General features: G+C 47.1%; 8 protein-coding genes. 7 read left to right on the top strand and 1 reads right to left on the bottom strand.

The window, feature by feature from the left end; genetic code table 11:
* Window positions 1-145: 145 nt before the first annotated feature.
* Window positions 146-2,431, bottom strand: a complete 2,286-nt coding sequence (locus ACI3EW_RS13895) for a RelA/SpoT family protein (RefSeq protein WP_405580125.1) — start codon at window positions 2,429-2,431, stop codon at window positions 146-148.
* Between the two features lie 356 nt (window positions 2,432-2,787).
* Between ACI3EW_RS13895 and ACI3EW_RS13890 the strand changes: the two genes are divergently transcribed.
* The 7 genes from ACI3EW_RS13890 (at window position 2,788) to ACI3EW_RS13860 (ending at window position 12,946) form a co-directional block, all read left to right on the top strand.
* Window positions 2,788-3,963, top strand: a complete 1,176-nt coding sequence (locus ACI3EW_RS13890) for a M20 metallopeptidase family protein (protein ID WP_117471266.1) — start codon at window positions 2,788-2,790, stop codon at window positions 3,961-3,963.
* 12 nt (window positions 3,964-3,975) lie between these two features.
* Complete coding sequence (locus tag ACI3EW_RS13885; RefSeq protein WP_405580128.1) at window positions 3,976-5,388, top strand: YfcC family protein; 1,413 nt, start codon at window positions 3,976-3,978, stop codon at window positions 5,386-5,388.
* Between the two features lie 395 nt (window positions 5,389-5,783).
* Window positions 5,784-7,049: a histidine--tRNA ligase gene (gene hisS / locus ACI3EW_RS13880; protein WP_015552566.1), complete on the top strand. Its 1,266-nt coding sequence runs from the start codon at window positions 5,784-5,786 to the stop codon at window positions 7,047-7,049.
* A gap of 146 nt (window positions 7,050-7,195) precedes the next feature.
* Window positions 7,196-8,992, top strand: a complete 1,797-nt coding sequence (gene aspS / locus ACI3EW_RS13875) for an aspartate--tRNA ligase (RefSeq protein ID WP_405580132.1) — start codon at window positions 7,196-7,198, stop codon at window positions 8,990-8,992.
* Window positions 8,993-9,085: 93 nt separating this feature from the next.
* Window positions 9,086-10,501: a transglutaminase domain-containing protein gene (locus tag ACI3EW_RS13870; RefSeq protein WP_405580135.1), complete on the top strand. Its 1,416-nt coding sequence runs from the start codon at window positions 9,086-9,088 to the stop codon at window positions 10,499-10,501.
* Window positions 10,502-10,724: 223 nt separating this feature from the next.
* Window positions 10,725-11,405 carry a response regulator transcription factor gene (locus ACI3EW_RS13865; RefSeq protein ID WP_021905844.1) on the top strand — a complete coding sequence of 227 codons (681 nt, stop codon included), beginning with the start codon at window positions 10,725-10,727 and terminating at the stop codon, window positions 11,403-11,405.
* Window positions 11,402-12,946 (top strand): HAMP domain-containing sensor histidine kinase, encoded by a 1,545-nt coding sequence (locus ACI3EW_RS13860; RefSeq protein WP_117567754.1) that lies wholly within the window; start codon window positions 11,402-11,404, stop codon window positions 12,944-12,946. Before ACI3EW_RS13865 ends, ACI3EW_RS13860 begins: the two co-directional genes overlap by 4 nt.
* The last annotated feature ends 366 nt before the right edge of the window (window positions 12,947-13,312 follow it).

The following is a 13,312-nucleotide window of genomic DNA, read 5'->3' as shown; positions in this document are numbered from 1 at the left end:
GTACAGTAACGGAAATGTTTCTTTAAAATCCATGTATAAAAAGGTCTACCGTCCGTAATACCTCCGGCAGACCTTTTTCCGACTGCATTCGACCTGTTCTGTTTCAGAACAGCCGACGGCAGACATTCATTTGAAATTGTAGTTATCAGCCCGTGGTTCTCTCAATATCCAGCACGCCGTCGATCTGGCGCAGCTTTGCCATCAGGTTGTTTAATTCTTCGATTCCATGGATATCGAAGCTCATGGTGATCGTCGCCTTGCCCTGCTTATTCACGCGGGAGTTCATCGTTTTGATGTCGATCTCGCGCTCTGTAAAGATCTTGGAGATATCCACGAACATTCCGATCCGGTTGTTTGCGAAGATCGAGATCTCTGTGGAGTAGGTTGCGGCACTGTTGTCCTCCTCAACGCCCTGCCACTCTGCGTCGATCAGGCGGCTTCTCTCGATCTCCGGGAGATTTAAGACGTTGATACAGTCCGTTCTGTGGATCGTAATTCCGCGGCCTCTCGTCACGAAACCAACGATCTCGTCGCCTGGAACCGGGCTGCAGCACTTGGAGAAACGAACCGCAAGATCATGGATTCCCTTTACGGTAATGCCGCTCTTTGATTTGCTGCCCTTGATCGGAACCACAGCAGGTTTGTTGTTGTCACCGATGGCATCAAGGATCGTCGCATCGGTTACTTCGCGTTTCAGCTTCTTTGTGCGCTCCTCGATCATCTTGTTGATGACCTGACCTTCTTTTAATCCGCCGTGTCCGACGGATGCCAGAACAGAATCCCAGTCCTGGAACGCGTAGCGTTTTAAAACCTTATCTACGAATTCCGGCTTATTGATATCGGAGAAATTGATCCCCTTTGCCTTACAGTAGCGGTCGATCATTTCGCGGCCTTTTAAGATATTGTCAGCTTTCCGCTCCTGCTTGAACCAGGCGTTGATCTTGTTTCTCGCCTGGCTGCTCTTGATGATATTTAACCAGTCACGGCTTGGTCCCTTGGAATTCTGGGATGTCATGATCTCGATCCGGTCACCGTTCTGGATCACATAGTCAATATTTACGAGCTTTCCGTTGACTCTCGCGCCCACCATCTTGTTTCCGACAGCCGTGTGGATCGAGTAAGCGAAGTCGATCGGCGTGGAGCCGCTTGGCAGTGCCTTTACGTCTCCAGTCGGTGTAAAACAGTACACGCTGTCGGAGAACATATCGAGGTCGCTCTTGATGGCATTTAAGAATTCCTTGTTGTCGGACATATCCTGCTGCCACTCAAGGATCTGGCGCAGCCAGCTTAACTTCTTCGCCTCATCACCGGCAGCAACCTGTCCGCTGCCGCTCTCTTTATATTTCCAGTGGGCGGCGATACCATATTCCGCTGTACGGTGCATCTCGAAGGTACGGATCTGGATCTCAAAGGGCTGGCCGTTTGTGCCGATCAGTGTCGTATGTAAGGACTGATACATATTCGGCTTCGGCATCGCGATATAATCTTTAAAACGGCCGGGGATCGGTTTGTACATCTCGTGGATCACACCCAGAGCCGCGTAACAGTCTTTTACGGAGTCCACGATGATGCGGACCGCGAAGATATCGTAGATCTGGTCCAGCGTCTTGTGCTGGTTTAACATCTTTTTATAAATACTGAAGAAGTGCTTGACGCGTCCGTTGACCTCGCACCTGATCTCAGCATTTTCCATGTGGGTCTTGATCTCGGCGATAATGTCATCGATGAATTTCTGGCGCGCTTCGCTTGTCAGGGCGATCTTTTCTTCCAGTTCTTTGTATACATTTGGCTCGAGATACCGTAACGCAAGGTCATCCAGTTCGATCTTGATCTTGGAAATACCGAGTCTGTCAGCAAGAGGAGAGTAGATCTCGATGGTCTCTCTCGCCTTCTCCTTCTGTTTTTCAGGGCGCATATACTGAAGCGTCCGCATATTGTGGAGACGGTCCGCAAGCTTGATGATAATGACGCGGATATCTTTTGCCATGGCGAGGAACATTTTTCTTAAGTTCTCCGCCTGCATTTCCACCTTATCCGCCGACCAGGATAACTGGGTCAGCTTTGTAACACCGTCGACTAAGAGGGCAACCTCTTTTCCGAATATCTCGGCGAGCTGTTCCTCTGTATATACGGTATCTTCCACCACGTCGTGGAGAAGTCCGGCTGCGATCGTCTCTTTATCCATCTCGAGATCCGCGAGGATGATCGCCACACAGAGCGGATGGATAATGTACGGTTCCCCGGATTTTCGCTTCTGGTCTTTATGGGCATTATCCGCAAGCTGATATGCCTTCTCGATCATGCTCAGATCATCGGACGGATGGTACTTTCTGATACTGGCAACAAGATCCCGGTAAAGAACATCAGGACTTGTGAAATCAGCAGGCGCTTCCAGCTCGCTTTCGATCGTTTTCAGTTTGTTTTCTTCCATAAAATCTCCCACCTTCATTTTTAGCGTACCATCCGGTCATGTCCGCCGCATAAATCCGCCGTTTTCCCGGTATTTTCGACAAAAGCAGACACTCCTGAAATATACCAATCATTATAAAATTTTTTGGCATAAATTGCAATCGTTTTGTTGCGGTTTTAGACCGCTGCTTTCCGGAAGGATTCCCTGATCCGGGGACTCTTATACGGGGCGTTCCTGATTCAGAATATAAAATGTCTATGACAGACATATCTTATTCTTATAGTGCTACCGAATTAAAGTGGTTAAACTTTAAAGAACAATGTATTATAATAAAAATGTTAAAATTTTATAAATAAATTGGAAAGGGGTACTTCAATATGGATACAATGAGTCTCACAGCAAAGTATGAAGATGAAATGATTGCCATTCGCAGGCATATTCATAGACATCCGGAACTCAGCAACAAGGAATATAAGACAACGGAGTTCATCCGCGAAAAACTGACGGAATACGGTGTGGAGATCGCTGAGATCGGGATGAAGACCGGCGTTGTTGCCGTTATCCGCGGCGGAAAACCGGGAAAAACCGTTGCGATCCGCGAGGATATCGACGCACTTCCGATGAAGGAACTCACAGGACTTCCGTTCGCCTCCGAGAATGATGGTGCCTGCCATTCCTGCGGACATGATATCCACACAACCGTGCTTCTCTACTGCGCGAAGGTATTATCAGAGATCCGTGAGGAGCTTGCCGGAACGGTCATGCTGATCTTCCAGCCGGCAGAAGAGCATATGGGAGCCGGAGAGCTTGTCGACTGCAATTTCACGCAGGTTGCGAAACCGGACGCATTTATCGGTCTCCACGTATCACCGGAGATCGATGCCGGAAGCATCGGATTAAAAAAGGGACCGGCAAACGCGTCCAATGATTTCTTTAATATCAAGATCAAAGGAAAGGGCGGACATGGCGCTCATCCGGAAAACTGCATCGATCCGGTCGTAATCTCCGGTTATGTGATCACACAGCTTCAGACCGTGATCTCCCGTGAAAACTATCCGGTATATCCGGGCGTTCTTACCATCGGCAGCATCCACGGCGGAACAGTAAACAATATCATCCCGGATTATGTGGAGATGCATGGAACACTGAGAAGCCTTGATCCGGACTGCCGCAAAAAAATGATGGCTGCCATCGACCGCGTCGTAAAAGGCTGCGCCGAGTCCATGAGAGGAACTGCGGAGGTTGAATGGGAAATCGGAGTTCCGCCGCTCGTAAATGACGATTCCATCATCGAGGCAGTTGCTGAGGCCGCTGCAAAGACCATCGGTGCTGACCATGTTTCCTACGTGAAGAATCCGTCAATGGGTTCCGAGGACTTTTCTGTTCTTTTCCCGAAGTTCGGACCGGGCGCACAGTTCCGCTTAGGATCCGGAAATAACGAGGATCCGAATTCCAGACATGGTCTTCATAACTCTAAAAACGTATTCGATGAGAAGTGCATCCGCACAGGCGCATCCGTAATCATCCAGTACGCGAGAGATTTCTTAAGATAAAGGAGAATACTTATGGAAAACAACAAGAAAAAGCTGCAGATCCCAAGTACATGTGCACTGTTATTCATGCTCATGATCGTCTGCGCCATCCTGACCTGGATCGTTCCGGCAGGTGAATTCGATACAGAGAAAGTGGGCGACTTAAACAAGGTTATCGCAGGTACCTATCACACCGTAGAAGCTTCCCCGGTCGGTCCGTGGGCAACTATCATGGCAGTCGTACAGGGATTCTACAAAGCCGCAAAGTTAATGGTCATGGTCATGTTTGTCGGCGGTGCCGTTGAGGTCCTTGAAAAGACAGGAGCGATCCACGCTGCGTTCGGAAAACTTGCTTCCAAGCAGAACTTAAATGTAAACGTACTTGTATTCTTAGTAATGGCATTCATGTCCATCGGCGGCGCAGCAGGCGTTTTCGCAAACGCGGTCGTTGCCCTGATCCCGATCGGAATCATCCTTGCAACAAACTTAGGGTATGATGCCTTCACAGGCTTCCTGCTTGTATATATAGGCGCTTATTCCGGATTCAACGTAGGTTGGGCGAACGCCTCCACTATCGGTACTGCACAGCCGATCGCGGAGCTCCCGATCTTCTCCGGTTTCAGTGTCCGTGTCGTATTAAACATCATCAACTTCGCGATCTGCTATTTCTTTACGATCCGTTACATGAAAACCATCAAGGCGGATCCGAAGAAGAGCTTAAACTATGAAGCTGGTATGAGTGCATCTGACAGCATGGGCGCAGGAAAAGATGGAGCGAAGGCGATCGAAGCACATTTAACAACGAAGCACCTGATCAGCCTGATCGGTCTTGTCGTAGCGGTTGCGGCAATCCTGGTTGGCTCTGTAAAATATAAATGGAGCTATGATCAGATCGCAGCTACATTCTTTACACTTGCGGTTGTTGTTGGCCTTCTCAATGGTATGGGTATCAACGGAACAACGAAGGTATTTATCGGTGGCTGTTCCAAGATGGTAAACGCCGCGTTCATTGTTGGCTTCGCAAATGGTATTTCTGTGATCCTTGCAAGCGGAAACATCTTAAATACGATCGTTTACTGGCTGTCCATCCCGATGTCCGGAATGGGTTCCATCCTCGGAGCGAACTTCATGTTCGTCGCAAACCTGATTATCAACCTTTTCATTCCGTCCGGTTCCGGACAGGCTGTAGCAGTTATGCCGCTTATGGTTCCGGTTGCTGATCTTGCAGGCATCACAAGACAGGTTGCTGTACAGGCATTCCAGTTCGGTGACGGCTTCTCCAACTGCCTCTTCCCGACAGCAGGTACTCTGATGGGTTCCCTTGCAATCGCAAAGACAGACTGGACAAAATACGCAAAGTGGCTTATGCCGCTCCTCGGATGTCAGGTGATCCTCTCATTCGCATCTTTAACGATCTTACAGAGCATCGGCTGGACCGGACTGTAGGAAGACGTATAATATAAGGAAAAAGGACTTCCGTTTCCTGGCGGAGGTCCTTTTTCTATGCAGGCGACTGATCCCGCCGCTCTTTTGTTACTGTTCACGCCTTGCGCAAACAGTAACTGATTTTGCCGATGCTTCGCATTCCAAATCGGCAAAATCCACTACCACCACTGTACTGTACGGAATTTTCAGTTCAGAAAATTCCTACCCGTGTATAGTAACGATCTTTTCGCTGAGGGATGGGAAAAACTCACAAAATAAGTTGACTTATCATAGCCTGAAAAATATAATACTTTTATTAAGGAAAGAAAAAACCCTTGAAAACCTAAGGCAATCAGCGTATTATGGTGAACGTAGGCGTGAAATTGCGCGATAAAGAGAGAAACAGAGGTACCTTTATGGCATTAAAGAAAAAGCCGGTTACCGGCATGAAAGATATTCTCCCGGCAGAGATGCAGATCCGGGATTATGTGCTGAACCAGATCAAAGAGACTTACCGCGGCTTCGGATTTTCCGCGATCGAGACTCCGTGCGTGGAGCACATTGAGAACCTCCTTAGCAAACAGGGCGGCGACAATGAGAAGCTGATCTTCAAGATCTTAAAGCGCGGTGAGAAATTAAATATCGAGACAGCAGAGACGGAGAACGATCTGGCAGACGGCGGACTCCGCTACGATCTGACACTTCCGTTATCCAGATATTATTCCAATAACTCTGCAAACCTGCCGTCCCCGTTCAAGGCACTCCAGGTCGGCAGCGTATGGCGTGCAGACCGTCCGCAGAAAGGCCGTTTCAGACAGTTCGTCCAGTGCGATATCGATATTCTCGGTGATGCGACGAACCAGGCTGAGATCGAGCTGATCCTTGCGACGACGACAGCGTTAAAGAAGATCTGCCCGGACAACAGCTTCGAGGTACGCGTCAACGACAGAAAGCTTCTCCGTGCGATGGCTGTATACAGCGGATTCCCGGAGGAAGATATCGATAAGGTATTCATCACCGTCGATAAAATGGACAAGATCGGTACGGATGGTGTAAAGGCAGAGCTTATGGAAAACGGCTACTCCGAGGAGACGGCCGATAAATACTTAGAGCTTATGGGGCAGGCAACAAACGATGCCTCAGGTGTCCGCCGTATGGGAGAGATCCTTGCGGGTGTGTTGGAGGACGGTGCAGCTGAGAATCTTGCACAGATCATGGAGACAGTCGGCGATGTTTCTGACGGAAGCTTCAAACTTGCATTTGACCCGACTTTAGTCCGCGGAATGGGCTACTACACAGGAACCATCTTCGAGGTTTCCATGGAAGGCTTCGGAGGTTCCGTAGCCGGTGGCGGAAGATATGACAAGATGATCGGAAAATTCACAGGCATGGACACACCGGCCTGCGGTTTCTCCATCGGATTTGAGCGAATCGTTACGATCCTTTTAGACAACGGATTTACAGTTCCGGGCGGAAATGAGAAGGAAGCGTGGCTCTTCGAAAAGGGAATGAGCTCCGAGAAGCTTGCTTCTATTATGAAAGAGGCGATGACTGCCCGCAAGGAGGGAAAGATCGTCCTTGTAGCCCAGATGAACAAAAATAAGAAGTTCCAGAAGGAACAGCTCGGAAAAGAAGGTTACAGTGAGTTTAAGGAATTCTATAAAGAGGACTTAAAGCACTAAGCCCGGGAAAAGGACAGCTTTATCTCAGTCGAGAAGACTCCCACCTCTTTTAAGTGGTGAGTAATCTCACGGATGTTCGACTTGAAATTATAATAACATTCAGCGGGTATGTTTTTAAATATTCCAGCTGTATCAGGAGGAAAATCATGGCAGAATCAATGGCAGGCTTAAAGCGTTCCTGCCGCTGTGCTGAAGTCACAGAGGCAAACGTAGGCCAGGAAATGACACTTATGGGATGGGTCCAGAAGAGCAGAAACAAAGGCGGTATTATCTTCACCGACCTTCGTGACCGTTCCGGAATCATCCAGATCATCTTTGAGGAGAGCGACTGCGGCGCTGAGAGCTTCGCAAAAGCTGAAAAATTAAGAAGTGAGTTTACAGTAGCGGTTGTCGGAACCATCGAAAAACGTTCCGGCGCGGCAAACCCGAATTTAAAGACAGGTACCATCGAGATGAGAGCGAAATCCTTAAGAATCCTCTCCGAGTCCGAGGTACCGCCGTTCCCGATCGAGGAGAACAGCAAGACAAAAGAAGATCTCCGCTTAAAATATCGTTATCTTGACCTCCGCCGTCCGGATCTCCAGAGAAACATCATGACAAGAAGCCGCGTGGCAACTATGGTCCGCCAGTTCCTTGCAGATGAAGGTTTCCTTGAGATCGAGACACCGACTCTTATTAAGAGTACACCGGAAGGCGCGAGAGACTACCTCGTACCGAGCCGTGTACATCCGGGCGAGTTCTATGCTCTTCCGCAGTCTCCGCAGTTATTAAAACAGTTATTAATGTGTTCCGGCATGGACCGTTACTTCCAGCTCGCAAGATGCTACCGTGACGAGGACCTCCGTGCAGACCGTCAGCCGGAGTTCACACAGATCGATATGGAGTTATCCTTCGTTGACGTGGAAGACGTTCTCGAAGTCAATGAGAGACTCTTAAAGAAACTCTTCAAGGAGATCTGCAACGTGGATGTCCAGACTCCGATCCTTCGTATGACATGGCGCGAGGCGATGGACCGTTTCGGTTCCGATAAGCCGGATATGCGTTTTGGCATGGAATTAAAGAATGTATCTGACGTCGTAAAAGACTGTGAGTTCGTTGTATTCAAGAGCGCTCTTGAGAACGGCGGTTCTGTCCGCGGTATCAACGCAAACGGACAGGCTGGAATGCCGAGAAAGAAGATCGATGCTCTCGTTGAGTACGCAAAGGGCTTCGGTGCAAAGGGACTTGCATACCTCGCAATTCACGAGGATGGTTCCTACAAGTGCTCCTTCGGCAAGTTCATGAAGCCGGAAGAGTTAGATGCTCTTGTAAAGGCTATGGATGGACAGCCGGGCGACCTTCTGTTCTTCGCAGCAGACAAGAATAAAGTTGTATTCGATGTTCTTGGAAATCTCCGTCTCGAGATCGCAAGACAGTTAGACCTCTTAAAGAAAGACGACTTCAAGTTCCTGTGGGTAACCGAGTTCCCGCTCTTAGAGTACTCTGAGGAAGAGGGACGTTATGTTGCAATGCACCACCCATTCACAATGCCGATGGAGGAAGACCTTCCACTTATCGACACCGATCCGGGTGCAGTCCGCGCGAAAGCATACGATATCGTATTAAACGGTACCGAGCTCGGCGGCGGATCCGTCCGTATCCACCAGGATGACATCCAGGAGAAGATGTTCGAAGTTCTCGGCTTCACAAAAGAGAGAGCAAGAGAGCAGTTCGGTTTCCTTCTTGACGCGTTCAAGTACGGAGTACCGCCGCACGCTGGTCTCGCATACGGTCTCGACCGTGTCGTTATGCTCATGGTAGGCGCAGACAGCATCCGTGACGTCATCGCCTTCCCGAAGGTAAAAGACGCATCCTGCCTCATGATGGAAGCTCCGGCTCCGGTAGATCCGAAGCAGCTTGAGGATCTCGATATCGCGATCGTTGAGAAGAGGGACGAAGAATAAAGATAATAAAGAGACGCTGAATAATGGAAGCGCTGTGCAGAAAAACTGCGCGGATGCTTCCATTTGCTATATTGGAAACAAAGGGAGAGAAATATGAAAAAGGTATTGAAAATAACAGCAGTGACCACACTGCTGAGCCTGGGACTGGCATTTTCCTCATATGCCGGACAGTGGAAACAGGGAACTGGAGCAAATGCCGGTAAATGGTGGTATGACGAGGACAATGGCACCTACGCAACAAATGGATGGCGCTGGATCGATGGAGACGGGGATGGAATTGCGGAGAATTACTGCTTTGACCAGAGTGGCTGGCTGTATGTGTCTACGGAGACACCAGATAAGAAGACGGTGGATGCCAATGGTGCACGAACACAGGATGGAAAAGTTGTTACGATGAATGTAAATTCCGGGGATACGACTTATACTGTGGATGGAACAGGGACACTGGAACCTAAAACATATAACGGAATAGAATTTAGTCTGGATAATTTAGGTTATAGTAACATGGCGATTGGAAGTATTATGTATCCGAAAGCGAACTCTGTTACAGCTGAACATATTTTGGAATACAAAAGATATTATGAAACCGGAACTGACAATTATTGGTTGGGAGCTAAGCAAAAGGAGCGCGTAAATGCTTTTATTTTAGAATGGAAAAGTAAAAATATTAATAATTCAATGACGGAGGATCAAAAGGCACGAAAGATTTACGATTGGCTTGTTGACAATGTGATATATGATGCGCAAGAACCGTATAATCAGTCATCTTATGGTGCGTTTATAGATAGACGATGTGTCTGTGGAGGTTTCGCAAATGCGTTTATGTCATTAGGAAAAGCTTGTGGACTTGATGTAAAATATGTATTTGAAATTGAGCATGCATTCAATATTGTTAAATTAGATGGGAAATGGTATGCAGTGGATGCAACAAAAAAATATTATAAAAATAAGGATACGTCGTCAGCTTACTATTATAAAGATATACCAGAAGGTGATAGATCTATAGAGGAAAAGGTGCAGAAAAGGGAAAATAAGGAATCTAAACGAATAGAAGAAATAAAAACGAGTAATGAAAAAAATATGGAGAGAGCTAAGAAAAACTTTGAAAGCGGAGCGGTATTCCAAGCAGATGATGAAAAGCTGATTCCATCGCTGTTACAATACATCAATGAACAGGTGAATACAAATGTAAAATCGAGTCAGCCTATTACTGCTGTTATATATACAGGGGGAAGAAATTTTCAGGAATTCAATAAACAGAGATTTTCGTATAATGGTTTTACAGGAAAACTTGATGAAGTTATAGAACATGAAATAATCGGTAAAACGATTAATGGCTATTACATAGGAAATTATTCCAATTGTGTAATTGATTATCAGAAAAATAAGGGAACAGATGGAACATCTATATTCGTGACAACATGGAAAGACAAAGACGGAAAAGATTATATAATCTTCAGAGTAGCACTCAATCCTAGAGACAGAGTGACGGCTTCAAAAGGAGAATAATACAGTTCTCCCGCCTTCATGAAACTGCCTTTGTGAAATGTTCGTGAACTTATAGAAATCCCACTTATTATCTGCTAAAATATAGCTGATGATAAGTGGGATTTTTATGCACACATGTATGATGCCGGTAGCACCGAATCGACTGGTTAATATCTCAAGTGTGTTGGAATACGCTTCTGTTCTTATCGGAGTGCATCAGGTAAAATATATGGAGGTACAGACAATGGATGCAGTAAAAATACTTATGGTCGACGACGAGGAGAGAATGAGAAAGCTCGTCAAAGACTTTTTAACGATTAAAGGATATCGCGTTTTAGAGGCGGGAGATGGCGAGCAGGCTATTGATATTTTCTTTAAGGAGAAAGATATCAGTCTTGTGATCTTAGACGTCATGATGCCGAAGATGGACGGTTGGGAGACATGCAAGACGATCCGACGCTACTCTCAGGTTCCGATCATCATGCTGACGGCGAGAAGCGAGGAGCGGGATGAGCTTCTTGGATTCGAACTCGGCGTTGACGAGTATATCACAAAACCGTTCAGCCCGAAGATCCTTGTGGCGAGAATTGAGGCGATCCTGCGCCGTGGCAGCGGTACATCAACGGGAGAGATTCTGGAGGCAGATGGAATCCGCGTGGATAAGGATGCCCACGAGGTGACTGTGGATGGGAAGCCGGTGGATCTCAGCAACAAGGAATTTGAACTTCTTACCTATTTTATGGAAAACAAAGGAATCGCCCTCTCAAGAGAAAAGATTCTGAATAATGTCTGGAATTACGACTATTTCGGAGATGCGAGGACTATAGACACCCACGTAAAGAAGCTGAGAAGCAAACTTGGCCCGAAAGGTGACAATATTAAAACCATCTGGGGCATGGGATATAAACTCGAGGTGGATGGATGATGAAATCGATACGATCCAGACTGACGGTCACGTTTATTGGTCTGATTGCTGTGATTCTCGCAGTGATCTGGGGCGTCAATAAGTGGTATCTGGAAGATTTCTATGTAACAAAGAAGGTACAGGCGTTAAATAGTGCCTACGAGGCCATCGACTCCCAGATCGAGGAGAACAGGGACTACGGGATTTCCATCGAAGACGCCATGAGGAGAGAAAGGGATGCTGACGGAAATATCACGGAAGGAAATTTGCAGCGCCTGATCCGGAATTTCAGCGACAGCGCCAATGTTTCTGTCCTGATCATCGACAACAGCACGGAGGATGCGACGGTCTATTCAACATCCCGTGATACGAAGTTTTTAAAAGACCGCATTGACCGCTATATTTTCGGCTGGACAAAGGCCAAGTACACGATTCTGGAGGAAAATGACCAGTATAAGATCCAGAAGACATACGATCCTCAGCGGGAGAGCATGTACCTGGAGAGCTGGGGATTCTTCTCCGACAACAGCACTGCCTTTATCATGAGCGCACCGCTGTCAAGTATCGGCGAGAGTGTCCGCCTCGCGAATCAGTTTCTGCTCTATGTGGGAATGATCGCTGTATTGATCGGTGCTCTGGTCATATATCTGGTGGCAAAACAGATCACAATGCCGATCTATAAGCTGTCGAACCTCTCAGAGCGCATGTCGGATCTCGATTTTAATGCGAAATATGAGTCTGGAAAACATGATATGGAAGAGATACAGGTTTTAGGAAACAGTATGAACACACTGTCGGAGCGCCTGGAGGAAACGATCTCGGAGCTAAAGTCGGCAAATAACCAGCTCACGAAGGACATCGAAGAGAAGACAAAGATCGACGAGATGCGTAAGGATTTTATCGCAAATGTCTCCCATGAGCTAAAGACACCGATCGCCCTGATTCAGGGATATGCGGAAGGTCTTCAGGAAGGGATGGGCGAGGAGAAGGAAAGCCGCGACTACTATTGTGATGTTATTGTTGATGAGGCCAACAAGATGAACAAGATGGTCAAGCAGCTTCTGACATTGTCTTCTCTGGAGAGCGGAAACGATAAGCCGGTGATGGACCGTTTCAATTTAACGGAACTGGTTCGCGGCGTTGTGAACGCGTCGAAGATCCTGCTCGAACAGAATGAGATTCAGGTGGATTTTGATGCTCAGACGCCGGTTTATGTATGGGCGGATGAATTTAAAATCGAGCAGGTAGTCACAAACTACCTGAGCAATGCAATCCACCATATCGATGGAGAGAAAAAGATCATTATCAAAATGCTTCCGGAAAACAACATCGTCCGTGTATCTGTCTTTAATACCGGAACCCCGATCCCTGAGGATGCGATCCCGAATCTCTGGACGAAGTTCTATAAGGTAGATAAGGCGAGAACCCGTGCCTACGGCGGAACCGGAATTGGTCTTTCCATTGTAAAAGCGATCATGGATGCCCACAACCAGCAGTATGGCGTGAAGAACTGGGAGAATGGCGTGGAGTTCTGGTTTACGCTGGATGGGAGCAATTCATAATATTATGGTAGGAACCCATATGGAATCTGGCAGGAGCAGCTTTTGGCTGCTCCTGTATTTGCTCTTGGCGATCAGGATGATACATCATATTGTATCAATTGAATATATAATATACAATATATAGCATTCTTGGGCTGGACTTGTAATGATATCGCAAAACATGTAAAAAGAAATGAAAAAAATGTAAAAAACAGTTGACTTTTGTCCGGGGATTTGATATTATAATACTCGCCTTGAGCGACAGGGCAAAACTTATTAAGAGTCATTAAGAAAACTTCTTAATCTCTCAAAAAAAGTTTTAAAAAGTTCTTGACAAACCGGAAACGGTATGATAGAATAAACGAGTTGTTGCCGAGAACGAAAGCG

Source organism: Pilosibacter rotomagensis (assembly GCF_045062245.2).
Classification (GTDB): Bacteria; Bacillota; Clostridia; order Lachnospirales; family Lachnospiraceae; genus Pilosibacter.
The sequence above is the reverse complement of the archived record's forward strand: the minus strand, read 5'-3'. Positions and strand labels throughout refer to the sequence as shown.